Raw genomic sequence first — 21,139 nt, 5'->3', positions numbered from 1 at the left:
CACTGGAGAGATGACTGTGAAACATCCGACTCGCCGGCATTCCGCCTGCCGCCCCACCCGACTTTGCAGCTCCCTTTCACGCCTGCTGCTGGTGCCCACCGCCCTGCTCGCCACCGCCCCCCTGGCCATGGCCCAGGATGAAAAGGCCACCACCCTGGACCGGATAACCGTCACCGGTTCCAACATTCCCCGCGCCACCACCGAAACCGCGTCGCCGGTGCAGATCATCACCCGCCAGGAGATCGACCGCACCGGCAAGGCCACCATCGCCGAGTACCTGCAGACCCTGACCAGCGACGGCGCCGGCTCCATCCCCAAGAGCTTCGGCACCGGTTTTGCCGGCGGCGGCTCGGGCATCTCGCTGCGCGGCCTGGGTGCCGCGTCGACCCTGGTGCTGCTCAATGGCCGGCGCATGGCCCCGTACGGCCTGGCCGACGACGGGCAGAAGGTGTTCACCGACCTGAGCGTCATCCCGATGGATGCGGTCGAACGGGTCGAAGTGCTCAAGGACGGCGCCTCGGCCATCTACGGCTCGGACGCCATCGCCGGCGTGGTCAACATCATCCTGCGACGCGACTTCACCGGCGCCATGCTCAAGGCGTCGTACGGCACATCCGGCGACAGCGACGGCGATGCGCGCAAGGCATCGCTGACCGCCGGCGTCGGCAACCTCGATGAGGACGGCTTCAACGCCTTCGTCAGCATCGACGTCAGCAAGACCGACGGCATCCGCATCTCCGACCGCCGCGATCGCAAGTGGATCGGCAACGGCGACCTGAGCCGCTACGGCTTTGATCGGGTCGCCGGCGGCCAGTTCTTCCCGCTCAACGGCGCGATCACCGCCGGCGGCACGGTGGCCGGCAACTCGCCGGTGGGCAGCATCCGCGACCCCGCCACCGGCCTGTACCAATCGCTGCCCGGGTGCGCGCAGTTCTCCCGCATCACGCCGGTGGACCCCGGTGGTGGCTGCCTGTGGGAAACGCAGGACTTCCGCAGCCTCACCCCCAGCGAGGAGTTCGGCAACCTGTTCGCGCGCGGCACCTTCGCGCTGTCGGACAACTTCGAGATGTACGGCGAGTTCGGCTACTCGAAGAAGAAGACCGAGTTCTACAACACGCCCAACGGCGTGTCCGGCTCGTGGGGCTACCCGGGAGGCCCGGTGAACGCCAGCAGCGGCAGCGGCGCCACCGTGCTGGGCGCCGCCCATCCGGACAACCCGCTCGGCGTGGACGCGCGCCTGCGCTATGCCGCGTTCGACGTGGGCCCGCGCGTGACCACCAACACCAACGAGTTCACCCGCTTCCTGGTCGGGGTGAAGGGCACCGCGGGCGCATGGGACATCGACACCGCCTACCTGCACTCGGCCACGCAGCTGGTCAACGAGCGCCGGGGGTTCCTGCGCTACAGCCATGTCCGTACTGCACTGACCGATCCCAACAGCCCGGTCGGCTGGTGGCGCATCGGTGCCAGCGCCGGTCAGAACACACAGGCGCTGTACGACTACATTTCGCCGACCATCCACGCCGACGCATCGACCACGCTGGACATGATCGACTTCAAGGCCAGCCGCAGCATCGCCGACCTTGCCGGCGGCCCGCTCGGCCTGGCCTTCGGTGCGGAATACCGGCGGCAGAAAGCCAACCTCGACCCGCAGAGCTACACCGACCTAGGCGACATCATCGGCCTGGGCTATTCGGCCTACAAGGGCACCCAGGAAGTAGCGGTGGCGTACGCGGAAATGGTGGCCCCGGTGCTCGAGTCACTGGAGCTCTCCGGCGCGCTGCGCGTGGACAAGTACAAGGGCGGCGATACCGCCACCACGCCGAAGGTCGGCATCAAGTGGACACCGGCCGACTGGATCGCGGTGCGCGCCACCTATGCCGAAGGCTTCCGCGCGCCAGGGCCGGCCGAAGCCGGTGACGGTGGCCTGGCGGCCTTCAGCACCGCCCGCGACCCGGTCCGTTGCCCCGGCGGCACGCCTGCACCGGGCGCCACCGCGGCCGATTGCGCGGTCAACCTGGCCATCATCACCTCGGCCAATCCCAACCTGAAGCCGGAGAAATCCAAGAGCTACACCGTCGGCCTGGTGCTGGACCCGACGCCCACCACCACGCTGACCCTGGACGCCTGGCAGATCAAACGCACCAACGAGATCAACCAGGGCGACACCGACCTGGCATTGGCCGCCGGGCGCGGCATCCGCAGCGACAACGACCTGCCGGGCGTTCCCAACAGCGGCAGCCTGTTGGCGGTCAGCGTGGACTACATCAACTCCGCTTCCACCACCATCCGCGGCTTCGACTTCGACATCCGCCAGCGCGTGGAAATGGGCGCCTACGGCAAGCTGCTGATGGACCTGCAGTGGACCCGGATCAACTCCTTCGAGCGCGACGATGGCACCGGCACCAAGTTCCAGTACGCCGGTACGCATGGCAACTGCGACGTCACCAACTGCATCGGCACGCCGAAGGACCGCTTCAACCTGGGCGTAACCTGGGACATGGACCGTTTCAGCGTGAGCGCGATCGGCAACTACATCGGCAGCATGGACAACGTCGCCTTCGAAGGTGACAGCTGCGCCAACCACTATGCCGATGGCAGTGATGCGCCACGTGGCTGCGAACTGCGTTCGTTCTACACCATCGACCTGTCCGGCCGCTGGCGTGCGACCGACGCGCTGGAGATCTTCGGTTCGGTCCAGAACGTCACCGACCGCATCGCGCCGCTGGATCCGTTGACCTATGGCGCGGTCAATTACAACCCGCTGCATTTCAGTGGTGCGGTGGGCCGCTACTTCACGCTCGGTGCCAAGTACACCTTCAACTGAGCCAGACAGCTGCCGCGGCCCGACGGCCGCGGCAGCACGCGACGCACACAAAGAAAAAGCCGCGATTGCTCGCGGCTTTTTCGAATCTGGCGCCCGAAGTTGGACTCGAACCAACGACCCCCTGATTAACAGTCAAGTGCTCTAACCGGCTGAGCTATTCGGGCGGGGAGGCGCATTCTATACGCTAATCACGCGCGATGGTAGGGGTGGTTGGCCAACATCGCCGCCGCGCGATACAACTGCTCGGCCACCACCAGCCGCACCAGCATGTGCGGCAAGGTCAACGGACCGATCGACCACTTTTCATCGGCCACCGCCGATACCTCGGCCGCATGTCCTTCCGGGCCGCCGATCAGGAATGCCAGGTCGCGCCCCTGCGAACGCCAATGCTCCAGGCGTTGCGCCAACTGCTCGGAACTGAGCTGCCGGCCCGGTACGTCCAGCGCGACCACATAGGGATTCTTCGGCAACGCCGCCAACACGCGCTTGCCCTCGTCCTCGATCGCGCGCTTCGGGTCCCTGCCCTTGCCACGCAGGCCCGGCTCGATCTCGACCAGCTCCAGCGGCAACCAGTGCGACAGGCGCTTCTGGTATTCGGCGAAGCCCTGCGCGACCCAGGACGGCGCACGTTCGCCGGTGGCAATCAACTTGGCTTTCATCGGCACGCTCCGGCGCGGCGGGGTCAAATGGAAACGGCGCCCTGCGGCGCCGTCATGGCTGCTACGGCGGGGCGATCAGCCCTGCTGCGCGTCCTCGTCGTCCGACGGCGGCTGGTCACCCACCGTCCACAGGCGCTCCAGCGCATAGAACTCGCGCACGCGCGGCAGCATCACGTGGACGATGACGTCGCCCAGGTCCACCAGCACCCATTCCGCTTCGCGCTCACCTTCCACGCCCAGCGGCATCACGCCCAGTTCCTTGGCAAAACGCACCACTTCGTCACCGATGGACTTGACGTGGCGGGTCGAGGTGCCCGAAGCGATCACCAGGTAATCGGCGACGCTGGACTTGCCGCGCACGTCGATCTCCACCGCATCCTTGGCCTTGATCTCTTCCAGTGCGGCGTGAACGGACGCCAGCAGGGCCGGGACGGACGGCGGCGGGCTGGGTAGTTGGGTCTTGATGACTTGGGCTTCGGTGCTCAAAGCGGCATAACTCGATGAATAAGGGGACGATTATAGAGAACCCGGCCGCTGCCGGCATTCACTGCGTGGGGGGACAGCCATACAGGCCCCGTGCCTGGATGTAGGCGGCCACCGCTGCGGGCACCAGGGGCCGCCAGTTCCCGCCGCTGGCGATCAGCGCGCGCACGGCGGTGGCGGACTCGCCCTGCAGCGGTTGGCGCAGCCGCCAGACCCGCCCGGCAGGCAAGGCGGCCAGCACCTCCGGGCCGTTGGCCCAGGCCTGGCGCAGGTGGCTGGCCAGCGGCTCGGGCAGCCCATCCTCCAGTGCGCTGCCCGGACGGTCGGCCACCACGATGTGGGCCAGTGGCAGCAGGGATTCCCATTCATGCCAGGTGGGCAGGCCCAGCAGGCTGTCCGCGCCCATCAGCAGCGCCAGCGGCCGTTGCGGTCCCTGTTCGGCCCGCAGTTCGCGCAGCGTATCCACCGTCCACGACGGTACGCCGGGCAGGCGCCGGGCCCGCTCCAGCTCACGCCGGTCCACGCGCAACGCCGGATCATCGGCGACCGCCCGCTCCAGCATCGCCGTACGGGTCTGCGCATCGGCGCCCGGTGGCGCGCGGTGCGGCGGATCGGCCGCCGGCATCAGCCGCACCGGCACCTGCAGCTCCTGCGCGGCACACCGGGCGATGGCCAGGTGGCCGTTGTGGATCGGGTCGAACGTGCCACCGTAGAACACCAGCAGCCCGCCTTCACGGCCGGCGTGCCGCATGTCAGCGCACCCGCGCCAGCAGGCGCACCGCGCGTGCTTCGGACACGGCCACCAGCAGGCGCTCCAGCGCCAGCCACGGATCACCTTCGGCGCGCCCCTTGGCCATGCGGTCAACCAGCGAGGCCTCGGCGACGAAGCGCTCCCAGCGCTTGGGGTCCGGGTGGCGCTGCAGGGCCCGCTTGAACGGTGCCTGGCGCGACTCCCAGATGCCCTTGGCCTTCATCTCGCCGGCCAGGTTGCCGCCGCTGGCCTGCACCCGGGCAAGGCCTGCGGTGAGCAGCAGTTCACGGATCAGGATCGGCATCAGCGCGGCCACGGCCTCGCCTTCGCCACGCAGGCCGGCGAGCATGCGCAGGACGGCCTGCGGCTGCCCGGAGAAGGTAGCCTCGCTGAGCCTGAATACGTCGTAGCGGGCGGCATCGGCCACCAGCGATTCCATCTTCGCCACGTCCAGCGCCTGCCCTTCGGCGAGCAGCGCCAGCTTGTCGATTTCCTGCGCGGCAGCCAGCAGGTTGCCTTCCACCCGCTCGCTCAACCGCTGCACGGCGGCCGGGTCGGCGCGCAGGCCCTTGGCCCGCAGGCGGCGCTCGATCCAGTCCCCCAGTTCATGCGGCTTGATCGCCCAGGCCACCGAGAGCACACCGATGCGGCTGACCGCTTCGGTCCATTTGCCCTGGTGCGCCTTGCTCCACTCGCCGGCGGTGATCAGCAGCACCACATCCGGCGGCGGCTGTGCGCAGAAATCACTGATGACCTCGGCGCCTTCCTTGCCCGGCTTGCCGCTGGGCAGGCGCAGTTCGACCAGGCGGCGCGCACTGAACAGGCTGGGCGCGTTGAAGCTGGAAGACAGCTGCCCCCAGTCGAAATCGCGGCCGTCGGCATCGAACACCTCGCGTTCGCCGATGCCCTCGGCGCGGGCGCGGGCGCGCACCGCGTCGGCGGCTTCGATCACGCGCAGCAGCTCCGGGCCGGCGATCAGGTAAGCCGGGGCCAGCGGTTGACCACCGATCTGCCCGGCAAGCTGTTCAGGACGCAGTTCCACGGCTCAGCCCCGCCACGCCTGCAGCGCAGTCATTCCGGGGCGCTCAATGGGCATCGCCCTTGCCGTCTGCCGGGGGAGCCGGGGGCGTTGCCTTGAGTTTCTCGGCATCGGCGCGGACAACGCTGTCGATGCGGCGCAGGATCGAGGCCGACATCTCGCGACGGAGCTCGTTGGCCAGGATCTCACGCTCGGTGGTAGTGCCGGAGGCATTCGTCGGCGGCGACACGTAGTCGCGCGCAAGCTCGATCACCTGCTCCGGCACGATGGTCGAGCCATCCGGGCGGTAGAAGCCGAACACCACCGCATAACGCAGGCTGTACTCCTGCGAGCGACCCTGCGCGTCGATGGCGATCGGCAGGTCGCCCCAGCGCTCGGAACGTACCTGCAGGCGGGCGAACTGGTCGCTGTTGGTCGGCGGCAAACCGTCGCTCTGGATCACGGTGGCGCCGGATGCATGCAAGCCCCGGTTGAGCAGCTTCACCAGCTCGCTGTAGCGCACGGTCGAATCAACGCGGACCGCAGGCGTGTCCGCCGGCAGGGTCAGCGTGTTGCGCAGATGGAAACCACAGCCGGTCAGGCCGGTGGCGAGGATCAGGGCAATCAGGGTTCGGGTCATGGGCACAGTCTGGCGGAGCCGGCCGGGAGCGGCAATAGAAAGCGGCCCGCATCATCGCGCATCACGCGTGAGCGCCAATGAAACCACGCCCTCTGCCGGCCAGGGCTGCCGGGGTGAAGCCTTTCCCCTGCCCCGTCCACGGGAACACCGGTACCCGCGGCATCACCGCGGGTACCGGGCCATCACGGCCGCTCAGGCCGCGACGATGTTGACGATCTTGCCCGGAACGATGATCACCTTGCGGATGGCCAGGCCTTCCAGGAACTTGGCCGTGTTCGGCTCTTCCTTGGCCACGGCCTCGATCAGCTCGCGCGGGGCATCGGCGGCCACTTCGATCGTGCCACGCAGCTTGCCATTGACCTGCACGGCCAGGGTCAGCGCGTCCTTGACCAGTGCCGCGGCGTCGACCTGCGGGAACGGCTGGTCTTCCAGCAGGGTCTGCGCGTTGCCCAGCAGCTGCCACATCGCGTGGCAGGCATGCGGGGTGATCGGGTTCAGCAGCAGCACGGTGGCCTGCAGGGCCTCCTGGCGCACCGCGCGGCCCTGCGCGCTGGCATCGTCGAACTTGGCCAGCGCGTTGAGCAGTTCCATCACCGCGGCGATGGCGGTGTTGAAGGCGTGGCGGCGACCATAGTCGTCACCGACCTTGCCGATCGTCTCGTGGGTCTTGCGGCGGATCGCCTTCTGCTCGGCACTCAGCGCCGCAACGTCCAGCGCCGGCGCGCTGCCGTCGGCGGCATGCTTCTGCACCATCGTCCACAGGCGGCGCAGGAAGCGGGACATGCCGTCCACACCGGCCTCGTTCCACTCCAGCGATTGCTCCGGCGGCGCGGCGAACATCGAGAACAGGCGCACGGTGTCGGCACCGTACTTGGCCACCATCGCCTGCGGGTCGACGCCGTTGTTCTTGGACTTGGACATCTTCTCGGTGCCGCCGATCACCACCGGCTGGCCATCGCCACGCAGGGTGGCACCGGTGATGCGGCCGCGCTCGTCGCGCACCACGTCCACGTCGGCCGGGTTGAACCAGTCCTTGGAACCGTCGCTGTTCTGGCGGTAGAAGGTTTCGGCGATGACCATGCCCTGGCACAACAGGTTCTGCGCCGGCTCGTTGCTCTCCACCATGCGTGCATCGCGCAGCAGCTTGTGGAAGAAGCGGAAATACATCAGGTGCAGGATGGCGTGCTCGATGCCACCGATGTACTGGTCCACCGGCAGCCAGTAGTTGCCGCGCTTGTCCACGGCCTCGCGTGCTCCCGGCGAGGTGTAGCGGGCGTAGTACCAGCTCGACTCCATGAAGGTGTCGAAGGTGTCGGTCTCGCGCTCGGCCGCGCCGCCACATTCCGGGCAGGTGGTCTTGCGCCATTCCAGGTCGGCCTTGAGCGGCGAACCGGTACCGTTGAGGGTGACGTCTTCCGGCAGCAGCACCGGCAGCTGGTCTTCCGGCACCGGCACCGCGCCGCAGGTGTTGCAGTAGATCACCGGGATCGGGCAACCCCAGTAGCGCTGGCGGCTCACGCCCCAGTCGCGCAGGCGGTAGTTGACGCGGCGCTGGCCCTGGGCCTTGCGCTCGAAGCGCTCGGCCAGCGCCTCGAAGGCGCCCTGGAAATCCAGCCCGTCGAACTCGGCGGAATTGACCAGCTCGGTTTCGCGGGTCTTGTCGGTGTACCAGTCCTGCCAACGGTTGGCGTCGTAGGTGCGCTCGTCGTCGTTCTTCGGATGCTTCAGCGCGATGACCTGCTTCTTGGGCAGGTTGTACTTGGTGGCGAACTCGAAATCGCGCTGGTCGTGGCCCGGCACCGCCATCACCGCGCCGGTGCCGTAGCCCATCAGCACGAAGTTGGCGACCCAGATCGGCACCTGTTCGCCGCTGACCGGATGGATGGCCTTCAGGCCGGTGTCCATGCCACGCTTTTCCTGGGTTTCCAGTTCAGCCTCGGACACGCCGCCCTGCTTCAGCTCGGCCAGCATCGCGGCCAGCGCCGGGTTGCTCTTGGCGGCGTGCAGGGCCAGCGGGTGCTCGCCGGCGATGGAGACAAAGCTCACGCCCATCACCGTGTCCGGGCGGGTGGTGAACACGCGCAGCGGGTCCAGCGCGGCGCCATCCACGTCACGCACGTCGAACTGGATTTCCAGACCTTCGGAGCGGCCGATCCAGTTGCGCTGCATGGTCTTGACCGAATCCGGCCAGCCCGGCAGTTCGTCCAGGCCGTCCAGCAGTTCCTGGGCGTAGTCGGTGATGCGCAGGAACCACTGCGGGATCTCGCGCTTCTCGACCAGGGCGCCGGAGCGCCAGCCACGGCCGTCGATGACCTGCTCGTTGGCCAGCACGGTGTTGTCGACCGGGTCCCAGTTCACCACCGAGTTGCGGCGGTAGGCCAGGCCCTTGCGCATCAGGCGGGTGAACATGCGCTGCTCGTGGACGTAGTAGTCCGGCGTGCAGGTGGCGAACTCGCGCGACCAGTCGATCGCATAGCCCATCGCCTTGAACTGGCCACGCATGTGGTCGATGTTGGCGTAGGTCCACTTGGCCGGCGCGGTCTTGTTCTTGATCGCGGCATTCTCGGCCGGCAGGCCGAACGCGTCCCAGCCCATCGGCTGCAGCACGTTGTGGCCGGTCATGCGCTTGTAGCGGCTGATGACGTCGCCGATGGTGTAGTTGCGCACGTGGCCCATGTGCAGCGCACCGGACGGGTACGGGAGCATCGACAGGCAGTAGTACTTGGGCTTGTCCGAGGTCTCGCTGACCTCGAAGGCACGCGTGTCCTCCCAGAATTTCTGGGCGGCGGATTCAACCTGCTGGGGATCGTACATAGTGGGTTCGACGCTGGACATGGCAACGCTGGGCAACGGCAAAGCCGCAAAGGGTACCGCAGTGCATCATGGCACTCCAATCCAGTCCCCTCCGCTGTCCGCGGGACAAACGCAGGTCATTGATATCGCAATGGTTTCAACAAACCTGCGATGTACGGCCCACGGCCTGCTGGCCGGTTTCCGCGTCAGCCGGGCTCAACCACGCGCTGGCGCCAGGCGTGCCGCGCCCAGCAGCCAGACCAGCCAGCCCAGGAAGGCCAGGCGCTGGGCCATGGCGACCGGCAGGGCGATCTCGAACAGGAACGCGCTGCACAGGCTCCACAGCGCACACCCCACCGCGAGGTTGGCCAGCGGCCGCCAGGCCGCGTCCCGGGCACTGCCAAGGCGCAATGCGAGCGCACCGGCACTGAAGCCCACCAGCCACAGCAGCCAGGCGCTGGCGTGGTACTGGCTGGCGCGGTTCTCGATGTCTTCCACGTCCAGCGGCAACAGGCCCATCGCGGCGAACGCCACCGCGGCCAGCAGCAGCATCTGCCCACCCACCCGCAATGCGCGCGGGGCGGTCACCGGCATGCGCAGCGCCAGATCAAGCGCAGCCGCGGCAGCAAGGATGCCGGGCAGCACGAAACCCAGCATGCTGAAGGCAGTGCCGCCGGGGACGCCATGCGCGCCCAGCAGCGACACCGGATGGCGCAGCTGGTCGTACCCCTCCAGGCGCATGCCGAAACCGAACACGGCCAGCAGCCACACCACCGCCGCGACCGGACCGGCCCAGCCCCACATCTGTTTCCTGCTCGACGCCACCACGCACCCTGCCTGACCCGGGTCGCCCGCGGAACGCGGCGACCATCGGCGTCATTGTGAAGGCAGCGGCCGGCAATCGCACGGATTGCCGGCCGTTCCTTCCCCCCCCGTTCCAGCCCTGCCCCGTCAGTTGCCGATGCCGGCGATCTCCACGCGGCGGTTCGGTGCCAGGCAGGCCACCAACGCCGCCCGGCCGCCATCGTTGCACTGGACCAGCGGCTCGGCGCTGCCGCGTCCTTCGGCACGGATCGACCCGGCCGGGATGCCCTGTTCGACCAGGTAGCCGCGCACCGCCGCGGCGCGGCGCTGTGACAGGTCCATGTTGTAGGCATCGCTGCCGATGCGATCGGTGTAGCCGATCACGGTAAGGTCCATGCTTGCACCCTGCCCGCGCACGGTGCTGGCCACCTCTGCCAACCGTGCTTTGCCGGCATCCGAAAGCTTGGCGCTGTCGAAGGCGAACAGGGCATCGGCGGCGATCCGCAGCGGTGCCGCCGCAACCGGTGGCGGCGGTGGTGCGGGTGGGGGTGGTGCGGGAGCGGGTTCGAGCAGGGCGGCGCAGCTTTCAGGCTGCCACGCGTGGCCCACCGCCACGCCGTCGTGGTCGAACTTAACCTGGAACTGGCATTGCACCGGCGTGGCCCCTACCGCCCGCCGGAAGTTGAACAGGTAGTTCCACTCCCGCACCCCCCATAGGCCTTCGTTGAAATGCGGCGTGCCCAGCAGCGTCTGCACCTGGTGCTTGTTCATGCCCGTCGCGTATTGGCGCAGGTTGTCCAGGTTCACGTAGGTGCCGCCGGCCGGGTACGCCCGTGCGGGATCCGGGAACCCCCGCTCGCGTACCTCACCCTTGCTGCTGCAGGCCGCCAGTGCCACCACCAGCGCCAGTACCGACCATTTGCTGTTCATGACTTCCCCCGCGCCCAGGCGCTGTTGTCCGGAAGCCGGTGCCAGGCACCGGCAGGTTGCATGCCATCACCACTGGAAGCCGGCGCCGACGGTCACGCCGCCATCGCCGCGGGTATTGGCCGAGCCGCTGAGCTTGTAGATCCAGCGCCCGCCATCGGAGACCCCGGACACGCCCACCGCCATGCTGGATTCGCCATGGAAGGTGCTGGCCGCGAACGAAGCCATACGCTTGCCTGCCTCCGAAGGCTGCGGCAGGCCGGCCATCGCCATCGCCGAGGCGATGCCGGCCGAGGCGCGGTCATCCACGCGCTTGATGTCGCGCGAGATGCTGTTGAAGCGCTGATCGGTGTAGTTCCTGGACCAGTCCATCACGTCCCCCATGCCCTTGTTGAGTTGTGCGACGTTCACCGCATCGGTGGGTGCCACGCCGGTGGCCACGTTGTGGATCACCGTGGAGGTACCGGCCTTGCCCATGGTCACGCTGGCGTAGTTGGTGCTGCCGTCGGTGTTCTTGTCGTAGCGCACCGTGCCTTCCTGCGATGCCTGCAGCTGGCGCAGGTTGACCGCATCGGTGGCCTGGCTGCCGTCGGCGACATGGGTGACCTGGCGTTCGGCGCCGGTCGCACCCACCGAGACGGTGTTGGCACGGTCGGCCACCGAGCCTGCGCCCAGCGCCACGCTGTTGGCTGCCGACGCGTTGGCGCCGTTGCCGATCGCCACCGCCTGGGTACCGCTGGCGGTGGTCTGAGGGCCGGCGGCGACGGCATCCTGGCCGGTGGCCGAGGCCGCCGCCTTGGTCGAGTTCACCGAGAAGTAGGCATTGCCCGCGCCACCGTTCTGGATGTTGTCGATGCGCTTGTTGACGTTGACGATGGAGCCGTCCATCACTGCCAGTGCATCGGTCACGTTGTCCAGCACCTGCTGGTTGGTCCCGCCACTGGCATTGATCGAATTGACGGTGAAGCTCGCCGAGGACCATTGGCCAGTGGTGCTGTTGTACTGCAGGGTGCCGCCAATGGCCGAGGCGAGCGCCTCGTTGGTGGTGGCCAGTTGGCCGCCGTTGATCGCATCGCGGCTGCCGGCCACGACGCTGCCCTCGGCCACGTTGCGCACCGCCACCGCCGCACCGCTGCCATCCCCCTTCAGCGCGACCACGTTGGTCGGGTTGCCGGCGCCATCGGGGGTGTACTCCACCGCCAGCGGATTGCTGCCGGGGTTGGGGTTGGTCCCGGTGGCCAGGTTGGCCAGCGACTGGCTGATCGAACTGAACGCTGCGCCGATGTTGCCGAAGGTGGCCGAGGTCAGCTGCCAGTTCGCGCCGATTTCATTCAGCACGTAGGACGGCGCGGACAGCACCCCCGCCACGCTGAAGGTGGAGCCGCCGCCCAGGTAGCTCGCCATCGACTGGCCGATGCCGAACAGCTGTGCACCGTTCACCGCCTCGGTGCTGGTGGCGCTGAGCTGGCCCGCGGCCAGGTTCGAGACCACCGTGCCGTTCGGCGCATTGCCACCGCCCAGGGTCACATGGCCGTAGTCGGCCACGTCATTGGCATCGGTGTCGTACAGCACCGCGTTCTGCTCGATGGTGTTGATCTGCGACAGCGCGCCCTGCAGCTGGGCGAGGTTGACCGCGTCGGTGGCCTGGCTACCGGCCGCGACGTGGGTGATCTGCCGCTCGCGGCCGGCCGAGCCGACCGCCACTTCGCCGATCGAGGTCTGCGCCGCGGTGAGGCCGAATGCGCTGTAGTTGTCCAGTCCACCGCGGTCGGCATTGGACTTGTAGCCCATCGCCACGCTGTTGGCCTTGTTGGACGTTGCACCGGCACCGAGCAGGGTCTGTGCGTTGGCCGTACCCAGCGCACTGTCACCGATCACCACCGACTGGCCCTGGCGCGCGTCGTAATCGGCGGTGGGCACGCCGGTCATCACGCCATTGGCGTCGACGAAGACCTGGCTGGCGTTCTGCTGCGCCAGCTCGTGCCGCGCATTGGTGCCGATCACCACCTCCTTGGAGCCGTTGGCGTAGGCACCGTCGCCGATCAGCACCTGGTAGTCCTGCGCGGCCGGCACCGCCCAGCACTTGTCCTTGATGATCCCCGCCAGGTTCAGGCAGTCCGACGCCCAGTCCGGCGCGCTGTCGGGAAGCAGCAGGCCCAGCAGGCCACCGGCCGCGCCGTTGTTGATGTTGGTGATGTAGCTGTCGGAGGTCACGCCACCGATCAGGGTCAGGTGCGAATCGCCGCCGGTGATGGCGCTGCCCGCGCCGTCGAGCAGTTCGCCCACCGGGCTGAGGTTGACCACCGGCAGCCCTGCGACCTCGACGGTCGAATAGGCCTGCGCGAAATTGACGTTGTTGATCGTCAGGCTGCCGTTCTGGGTGTAGCCACTGCCGCCGAACAGCGAGGTGGCGGTCGGCCCGATCAGCTGCCCGACCGTTCCCACCAGGCCACCGTTGCCGACCACCAGGCCGCTCGGGCCCGCCGGTGGCGGCGCATTCGAGGTGGGCGCCGGATTGCCGGTGAGCTGGCCGACGACATTGGACAACCCACCGGTCACGCCGCCGGTCACGCCCGTCAGCAGATTGGTCAGGCCATTGACCCCGGATGCCGAACCGGTGATCCCGCCCAGCGTGCTTCCGACCGCACCCAGCAGGGTGCCGGCCGTGGTGTTGACGGTTCCCAACGCGCTCTGCACGGTCCCGGTCAGGTCGCCCTGGGCGAGCGCGCCGGTCGTGTTCTGCAGGCCACCGGTCAGTGCGCCGACCGTGCCGCTGACGCCGTTGCCCAGTGAGGTTGACCCGGTGAGGCCGCCGACCAGCCCTCCCACTGCCGCGCCCGCCCCGTTGACCACCGGTGCTGCCCCATCCACCACGCCGTCCACCACACCCCCCACGCCGGTCTGCGCCACCAAGCCACCGGTGAGATCGACCACGCCGCCAATCCCGTTGGTCACCGCCTGGCCCGGTGAAGTGGGCGTCGTGCCGCCGCTACCACCGCCCAGTTGGCCCAGCAGACCCGTCACCGCGCCGGTCAGTCCACCGACGACGTTGCCCAGACCGCCAAGTCCCGCCCCGGCGCCACCATTCCCGTTGCCGCCGGCCGCACCACCCACTGCACCCAGCAGGGTCGAGACGGTACCGCCCACCGTCCCCACCAGGTGCTGCACGGTTTCCTGCACGTCACCTTGTGCCAATGCACCGGTGGTGTTCTGCAGGCCGCCGGTCAGCCTACCCACCGTGGCGGTCACGCCGGCTCCCAACCCGGCCGAACCGGTCACGCCGCCCACGACATGGCCCAGCGCGCCACCCGCGCCATTGAGCACCGGCGCGACGCCATCGACCACGCCATCCACCGGCGTGCCGACTGCCGCGATCAGGCCATGGCCTGCGCCGCCGCCCAGGCTGCCGGTCAGGCCACCGATCACACCGGTCAACCCGCCCAGGCCGCCACCGCTGCCGCCGGCATCGCCGACCGCACCCACCAGCGTGGAGACCGTGCCCTGTACCGTGCCGGCCAGGTGCTGCACCGTGCCCTGCACATTGCCTTGTGCCAATGCACCGGTGGTGTTCTGCAGCCCGCCGGTCAGCGTACCGACCGTGGTGGTCACGCCGGTTCCCAACCCGGCCGAACCGGTCACGCCGCCCACGACATGGCCCAGCGCGCCGCCCGCGCCATTGAGCACCGGCGCGACGCCATCGACCACGCCATCCACCGGCGTGCCGACTGCCGCGATCAGGCCATGGCCTGCGCCGCCGCCCAGGCCGCCGGTCAGGCCACCGATCACGCCGGTCAACCCACCCAGGCCCGCGCCCTCGCCTGCACCACCGCCGGTCAAGCCCCCCGTCAAACCACCGATCACACCGGTCAGCCCACCAAGACCGGCGGAGCCGCCACCCGACGCGCCATTCCCCAGGCTGCTGACCACATGCGACACGCCACCGATCACCCCGTGGGTGACGTGGCCGGCCGCGCCGGTGAGCCCGGCGACGCCGGATGCCGACCCGGTGATGCCGCCCAGCGCGCTGCCAGTACCGTGCAAGGCCGCGGCGATGGTGCCGTCAACCGTCGCCAGTGCATGGTTGACGGTGCCGGCCACATGGCCCTGCGCCAGCGCGCCACTCGTGTTTTCAAGGCCGCTGGTGAGTGCGTCGACGGTGTGATCCACGCCCGCACCCAGCGCACTGGAGCCCGTCACTCCGGCCAGCACGCCTGCCGCCGTATGGCCGGTGCTGTTCGCCACCGGCGTCGCGCCGTTGACCACGCCGTCCACCAGCGCACCGATGCCGGCCCCCTGCAACAGGCCGCCGGTCAGTTCCTCGACCGCGCTGACCGTGGCGCCGGTCACCGCGCGTACCGGGTTGCCACCTTCCTCCTTGCCCGGCAACAGCACGTTGCCCAGCCCCAGCAGTCCGCCATGGCCCGGTGCCCCGGACGTCGGCGCCGACACCTGCAGCAGGGCCGTTCCGCCCACGCCGGTCTTGATCGCGCCGGCCGCCGACGCCACCGTGGCCAGCGCCGCGGTCGTCGCCGATACCGATGGGGCGGCATGGCCATGCGTGGCGCGTGCGCCGACCGACAGTCCCGCGCCAATGCGGGTCGGTGCAACCTGCAACCGTGCCTGCACCGGCACCTGCACGACCACCGGCGCCGGCAGCTGCACCGCTACCGTCGCGTTGACGCGCGCCTGCACGCCGCCGACCGGCAAGGCGCTGGCGACGATGCTGTGCGCGTCGGTCTGGCTGTACTTGGCGACCAGCGACTGCAGGTCATCCAGCCGCGCGTCGGTGGCGTGTGCCGCACCGGCGAGCCCCAGGGCCAGCAAGCCACCGGCGCCCACCATGGCCACCGACCAGGGGGGCAACAGGCAGTTCGCGCCGCTGCGCTTGCCATGCGCCGCGGTCAGCTCCGAGCCGACCACGTAGGCGTTGAGGGTGCGGTTCCAGATCAATCGATAGATGCGATTCATGGCAGGGGCCTCTGGTAGGAACCGTCCCGGGCTTGGACGATCCGTTTGCGTGAGGCCAGTACAGCGCTGAAACACAACGTCCCTTACCCGCATCCGGCACATCCATGCCGGCAATTGGCAAAGCGTTGCGCGTTACCGGCAGTGCAATGCACCTATTCGGCAACGTCCCGCCAAGTTTGATGGACCGCACATTCCGGACGAACGTGCGCTCAGCTGTTCGAATAAGTTCCGCGCATGAGTGTTTCGCTGGGCAGTTCGCCGAACACGCGGCGGTAGTTGTCGGCGAAGCGCGACAGGTCCCACAGCCCGCAGCTGAGCGCGATCGACTTGACCGACTTTCGCCCCGCGTCGGCGTTGGACAAGCTGCGGCAGGCTTCGCACAGGCGCAGCATGGACAGGTAGCGCACCGGCGAGATGCCGACCAGTTCCTCGAAGGCATAGCGCAGCGCCCGCTCGCTCACCCCGGCCGCGTCGCACAGCTCCTGCATGTAGATGTGCCGGCGCAGGTTGGCGTACATCATGTCCTCGGCACGGCGGAAGATCAGGTAGCGCGCGCGCCGGCTGCGGCTGCACGAGACCCGTTCGGGCGAACCGTTGGCGACGATCTCGCGCACGTGCGCCTCGAGCATCGCGTCGATCTCGTCGCCGGAGATCTCGCCTTCGCAGATGCGTTCGTGCAGCCCTTCGTAGTACGCCTGCAGCGGCACGTGCGTGCGCCCGCTGACCAACGGCACGTTGCCGCCTTCACCCAGTCCGCCCAGGCGCGCGGCGGTGGCACGCTCCTCGAAGCGCTTGAGCGGCACCAGCACGAAGGTGACCTTGCTGCCCGCCCCCAACGCGAACTCGGTGACGCCTTCGGGCATGACCGAGATGATGTTGCCGGAGGTCAACGGCACCCCATGGCACCAACTGGCCTCGGCGTCGACGCTCTGCAGGCAGCCGAGCAGGCACCAATCCAGCGGCAGCACGAAGCGCCCGCGTGCGCGCGCACCGATCTGGAAGGTGCACAGCAAGGCCTGGTCGTGCACGAACGAGGTCACCGCGGCCGTGGGGGGCTGGTCGTCCAGCAGCACCAACTCCACGTGACAGACGCGCAGGGTGCTGCCCAACGCCGCCAGGTCGAACGATTTCAATCCGTTCCCGTCCGCAATCGCATCCATGTCCACGCCTTTGCGGGATCCCTCTGGGATCCGCTCCAGAAGTCCGATTCCCCGTCTGCGGCCTGGCACCTCCGGCCGCAACCCCGTCACGCACGATCTGAAACCAGCAACAAAGCGTAATTCGCGTTTCCAGAGCATCCGCGTTGCGCGGCGCTTGAAGCGGATACTGACAAAAAAAAACGGCACGCTCCGTAAGAGCTTTATGTGAAATGGCGATTGACGTCACACATATGGAAAACATTTTGTTCTTGCCGAATATGCGCATGCATCGCGATGCGCGATTGCAATGATGCTCCCGGGCATGCCATGCGTGCCGACAGGGGAAAACAGCGGAAATAGGGGCTCGTAGGAGTTTTCCTTACACCCCCACGACCATCGACACTCCCGTCGGTGTCAGGCAGATCCCAATGACCTTCATCGGGCAGCGATGCCCATCTTTGCCCGGCTGCAGTCGGTGCAACACCGACACCGGGTCATCAGGGAGAACGCTATGAACGCTATCCGCAAGTTCCTCAAGCAGGAAGACGGTGTCACCGCCCTGGAATATGGCCTGCTGGCCGCCGTCATCGCCGGCATCATCATCTTCTTCGCGCGCGACGGCCTGACCGCGATCTTCACCACCGTGTTGGCGCGACTGGAAGACGTGGTGGCAGGCACCTGAGCCGGGAGGGCATCGCACCATGACCGCCGTCGGGCTGCTGGCACTGCTGCTGGGGTTGCAGGTCACGATCAGTGACCTGGCCGCCCGGCGCGTCTCCAATGGCGTGCTGGCCGTCACGTTGGCCCTGGTGCTGTCCCTCCAGCTCAGCCACAACGCCGCACCGGTGGGGCTGGCAAGCTGCCTGGCCGGCGGCGTGCTGGGCCTGCTCGTGCTGCTGCCCTTCCATGTCATCGGCTGGATGGGCGCCGGCGACGTGAAACTCTTCGCCACCATCGGCTTCCTGCTCGGCACCAAGGCACTGCTTCCCATCTGGGTGATCGCCAGCCTGGCCGCCGGTGTCCACGCGCTCCTCGTCGTCGCGTGGCCCCTGCTGTCCAGCTCGGCACCCGGCATGCAGCGCAGGGTCGCCGGCTGGGGCAACACCGGCTGGATCCGGGATTGGCGGATGGACCTGCGTTCGACACGGCAAGGACGCCGTGGCATCCCGTACGCGGCCTACCTTGGCCTGGCGATGATCGGCTATGTACTGCAAGGAGCCAGCCATGGCTGATCGAGGACGACTGAAGCACCGTGGGCAACGCGGCGTGGTGACGCTCGAGTTCGCCTTCATGCTGATGTTCGGCGTGCTGCCGCTGCTGCTGGTGACCTTCACCGGGGTGATGGTGTTCGCCGCCAAGCAATCACTGACGCTGGCCGCCGGCGAAGGCGCACGTGCCGCCCTGCGATACGGCGATACCGCACAACGTCGCAGCAATGCATGCCAGGCCGCCGCGCATTCGATGCAGTGGCTGCTGAACTTCTCCCGCGCCAGCGCTTCATGCAGCAATCCCAGCGCGGCGCCCATCAACGTGTCGCAACCGTTCGCCTGCACCTCCGATGCCACCGTGAAGTGCATCCGGGTCACCGCGTCCTACGACTACGACAGCCATCCGTTCATGCCCGGCACCGGCCCGCTGCTGGGCTGGACCCTGGGCCAGACCCTGCGCAGCACCGCAACCGTACAACTGGACCTCGGCGGCAACTGACCCACGCTCAACCGGAGCTTCAACGATGCCAAAGGCAATCCGCATTGCGGCCATCCTCCTGCTGGTACTCGCCGGCATCCTGGCTGTACTGGCCTTTGGCCTTGGGCGACGCCCGCCGCCGGCCGAGGCAGGCACGCAGGCCAGCAGCGCGCCGGGCATCCCGCGCCGGGCGGTGGTGGTCGCCACCCGTGCCCTGCCCGCCGGCCAGGCCATCAGCGCCGCCGACCTGTCCACCACCGAGTTGCCGGTGCCCGCCGGCGAAGGCTTCGCCAACGTCGGTGACGTCACCGGGCGGATCCCCGCCGTGGCCATCGCCGCGGGCGCCATGCTGGTGCCCGGGCAACTGCTGCAGGGCATCGCCGCCGGCATCAAGCCCGGCGAGCGGGCGGTATCAGTGCCGGTCGACGAACTGGCCGGCGTCAGCAACCGCATCACCCCGGGCGACTACGTGGATGTCTTCATGAGCCTGCAGGCACCGTCCGAGGCCGGCGCCGGCCGCAACGACAACCCGCAGGCGCGCTTGCTGCTGTCGCGGCTGCGGGTGCTGGGCTACGGCGATGACGACGTCGGCAAGCCGCACCCGGCCACGGCGGCCAGCAGCGGCGACGGCGCCGCACCCGAGCCCGGCAGCCGCGCCGAGACCATCGCCTCGCGCTCCGGCAGTTCCTCTTCCAGCGGCAGCAACGCCACCCAGGCACGCAGCGCGATCCTGGCCGTACCGGTGGAAGACGCCGGCCGCCTGCTGCTGGCCGCGCATAGCGGCAAGTTGTTCCTGGCCCTGCGCAACCCCGGCGATACCGCCCTGGCCGATGCCTCGATCTTCGTCGCACCGGCGCCGGTACTGGCCCTGCGCCGCGATCTCGACGCCGCGACGGCCAGCGCCGCCGAGCGTCCGGAGAACCAGGCGTATGCCGGCATCGACCTGCAGGCGCTGGCCGGCGACAGCCCGGCCAGGCCCGCGGTCACCGCCAACGCCACCCGCGCACCGGCGCGCAGCCGTGCACCGCGTGCCGCCGCCCGGCCGGGCATCGAAATCATCCGCGGGACAACACCGTCCAACCGCCTGTCTTCGCCTTGATCGGGGGATCCGCCTTGCTCCAGCGTCCGTACAACACCGCATCACTCATCGCTGTCCTGGCCCTGTCCAGCGTCGCATCGCTGGCGCTGGCGCCCCTGCAGCCGGCGCATGCCCAGCAGCTGCCGGCCGCCTCCAGCGTGTTGCTGGAGCTCAACGAGCAACGCCCCTGGAACCTGCCGGCCGGCGTGGAGCGCATCGCCATCGCCGACCCCTCCATCGCCGACATCACCCGGCTGGGACGCAACAACGACGCCCTGCTGGTCGGCAAGTCGCCTGGCAGTACCACGCTGCTGCTGTGGATGCGCAACCAGCCGGTGCCCTCGCGGATCCGCGTGGAAGTGCGCAATGCCATCCAGGGAGGCCTGCTCGGCGAGGGGGGCACCCAGGTCACCGTGCAGGGCGGCCAGGCGCTGCTGTCCGGCAGTTCCCCGTCGCTGCTCGAACACGAGGCCAGCCGCAAGGCGGCGGCCTCGGCGGTCGGTGAAAAGGGCGCTATCAACGATGCCGCCACCATCGCCAGCACCGGCGTGGTGCAGGTCGAGGTGAAGGTGGTCGAGTTCAACAAGACCGTGCTGCGCCAGGTCGGCATCAGCTTCAAGAACACCAATGGCGGCTTCACCTACGGCATCAGCTCGCCCACCGGCAGCGGTGGCAGCAGCGCGTTGTCCTCGGCCTTCAACCTGGTGGCCAGTTCCATCCCCGGCGCGTGGAACGCCAACATCGACCTGCTGCAGAGCAACGGCATGGCGCGCGTGCTGGCCGAACCCACGCTGGTCGCCCTGTCCGGCCAGAGCGCCAGCTTCCTGGCCGGTGGCGAGCTGCCGATCCTCGAACCGCAGGGTCTGGGCACCACCACGGTCACCTTCAAGCCGTTCGGCATCGGCCTGACCGTTACCCCGACCGTGCTGTCCGCCGATCGCATCGCGCTGAAGGTCGCGCCCGAAGCCAGCGACCTGGACTACAGCCGGGGTATCAGCCTGGACGGCACCCAGATCCCGGCCATCTCCACCCGCCGTGCCGACACCACCATCGAGCTGGGTGACGGCGAGAGCTTCGTGATCGGCGGGCTGGTCAGCAGCCAGCTGTCCTCGATGGTGGACAAGGTGCCGTTCCTGGGCGACCTGCCGATCATCGGTTCGTTCTTCCGCAACCTCAATTACAAACGCGAAGACAAGGAACTGGTGATCGTGGTGACGCCGCGCCTGGTACGCCCGCTGGCGCGCGGCACCCAGTTCGCCCTGCCCGGCGAACGCGAAGCCCAACCCAACCTGCCGGTCTGGGGCTCCTGGCTGCTGCACCCGGCCAGCCCTGACCAGCTCCCCGGATTCTCACGCTGAAGCACTCC

At 68.5% G+C, this 21,139-nt stretch carries 16 protein-coding genes and 1 tRNA gene; 6 read left to right on the top strand and 11 right to left on the bottom strand.

Going from position 1 to position 21,139, the window contains the following annotated elements; all coding sequences use genetic code 11:
• Positions 1-16 precede the first annotated feature (16 nt).
• Positions 17-2,827 carry a TonB-dependent receptor gene (locus AC06FE_RS10750; RefSeq protein ID WP_478073021.1) on the top strand — a complete coding sequence of 937 codons (2,811 nt, stop codon included), beginning with the start codon at positions 17-19 and terminating at the stop codon, positions 2,825-2,827.
• An 87-nt stretch (positions 2,828-2,914) separates the two neighbouring features.
• Here the strand turns inward: AC06FE_RS10750 and AC06FE_RS10745 are convergent.
• The 11 genes from AC06FE_RS10745 to AC06FE_RS10695 form a co-directional block, all read right to left on the bottom strand.
• A tRNA-Asn gene (locus tag AC06FE_RS10745) sits at positions 2,915-2,991 on the bottom strand.
• 24 nt (positions 2,992-3,015) lie between these two features.
• Positions 3,016-3,486, bottom strand: coding sequence for a 23S rRNA (pseudouridine(1915)-N(3))-methyltransferase RlmH (gene rlmH, locus AC06FE_RS10740; protein WP_132864423.1), 471 nt, complete (start codon positions 3,484-3,486; stop codon positions 3,016-3,018).
• Between the two features lie 75 nt (positions 3,487-3,561).
• Positions 3,562-3,972, bottom strand: a complete 411-nt coding sequence (rsfS, locus tag AC06FE_RS10735) for a ribosome silencing factor (protein WP_132864424.1) — start codon at positions 3,970-3,972, stop codon at positions 3,562-3,564.
• Positions 3,973-4,030: 58 nt separating this feature from the next.
• On the bottom strand, positions 4,031-4,720 hold the full coding sequence (nadD, locus tag AC06FE_RS10730) for a nicotinate-nucleotide adenylyltransferase (protein WP_478073020.1): 690 nt from the start codon (positions 4,718-4,720) through the stop codon (positions 4,031-4,033).
• 1 nt (position 4,721) lies between these two features.
• Positions 4,722-5,762: a DNA polymerase III subunit delta gene (holA, locus tag AC06FE_RS10725; RefSeq protein WP_192286249.1), complete on the bottom strand. Its 1,041-nt coding sequence runs from the start codon at positions 5,760-5,762 to the stop codon at positions 4,722-4,724.
• 43 nt (positions 5,763-5,805) lie between these two features.
• Positions 5,806-6,378 carry an LPS-assembly lipoprotein LptE gene (locus AC06FE_RS10720; RefSeq protein ID WP_192286250.1) on the bottom strand — a complete coding sequence of 191 codons (573 nt, stop codon included), beginning with the start codon at positions 6,376-6,378 and terminating at the stop codon, positions 5,806-5,808.
• 192 nt (positions 6,379-6,570) lie between these two features.
• Entirely contained in the window at positions 6,571-9,213 is a 2,643-nt protein-coding gene (gene leuS, locus AC06FE_RS10715) for a leucine--tRNA ligase (RefSeq protein ID WP_192286251.1), read from the bottom strand.
• Positions 9,214-9,387: 174 nt separating this feature from the next.
• On the bottom strand, positions 9,388-9,975 hold the full coding sequence (locus tag AC06FE_RS10710) for a DUF998 domain-containing protein (protein ID WP_132864429.1): 588 nt from the start codon (positions 9,973-9,975) through the stop codon (positions 9,388-9,390).
• Between the two features lie 147 nt (positions 9,976-10,122).
• Positions 10,123-10,905 (bottom strand): OmpA family protein, encoded by a 783-nt coding sequence (locus AC06FE_RS10705; RefSeq protein ID WP_478073019.1) that lies wholly within the window; start codon positions 10,903-10,905, stop codon positions 10,123-10,125.
• A gap of 66 nt (positions 10,906-10,971) precedes the next feature.
• A complete protein-coding gene (locus tag AC06FE_RS10700; RefSeq protein WP_478073018.1) occupies positions 10,972-15,870 on the bottom strand; it encodes an ESPR-type extended signal peptide-containing protein in 4,899 nt (1,632 codons plus the stop codon).
• 209 nt (positions 15,871-16,079) lie between these two features.
• Entirely contained in the window at positions 16,080-17,003 is a 924-nt protein-coding gene (locus AC06FE_RS10695; RefSeq protein WP_225591575.1) for an AraC family transcriptional regulator, read from the bottom strand.
• A gap of 517 nt (positions 17,004-17,520) precedes the next feature.
• Between AC06FE_RS10695 and AC06FE_RS10690 the strand changes: the two genes are divergently transcribed.
• The 5 genes from AC06FE_RS10690 to AC06FE_RS10670 are packed head-to-tail and all read left to right on the top strand — an operon-like array spanning position 17,521 to position 21,131.
• On the top strand, positions 17,521-17,691 hold the full coding sequence (locus AC06FE_RS10690; RefSeq protein WP_132864433.1) for a Flp family type IVb pilin: 171 nt from the start codon (positions 17,521-17,523) through the stop codon (positions 17,689-17,691).
• A 19-nt stretch (positions 17,692-17,710) separates the two neighbouring features.
• On the top strand, positions 17,711-18,241 hold the full coding sequence (locus AC06FE_RS10685; protein ID WP_446541129.1) for an A24 family peptidase: 531 nt from the start codon (positions 17,711-17,713) through the stop codon (positions 18,239-18,241).
• A complete protein-coding gene (locus AC06FE_RS10680) occupies positions 18,234-18,716 on the top strand; it encodes a TadE/TadG family type IV pilus assembly protein (protein ID WP_192286256.1) in 483 nt (160 codons plus the stop codon). Before AC06FE_RS10685 ends, AC06FE_RS10680 begins: the two co-directional genes overlap by 8 nt.
• A gap of 25 nt (positions 18,717-18,741) precedes the next feature.
• The gene (gene cpaB / locus AC06FE_RS10675; RefSeq protein ID WP_313256152.1) at positions 18,742-19,794 is read left to right on the top strand and encodes a Flp pilus assembly protein CpaB; all 1,053 of its coding nucleotides are present in this window, start codon (positions 18,742-18,744) and stop codon (positions 19,792-19,794) included.
• A 47-nt stretch (positions 19,795-19,841) separates the two neighbouring features.
• A complete protein-coding gene (locus AC06FE_RS10670; RefSeq protein WP_192287253.1) occupies positions 19,842-21,131 on the top strand; it encodes a type II and III secretion system protein family protein in 1,290 nt (429 codons plus the stop codon).
• The last annotated feature ends 8 nt before the right edge of the window (positions 21,132-21,139 follow it).

The organism is Stenotrophomonas sp. Steno-C18, assembly GCF_056393195.1.
The sequence above is the reverse complement of the archived record's forward strand: the minus strand, read 5'-3'. Positions and strand labels throughout refer to the sequence as shown.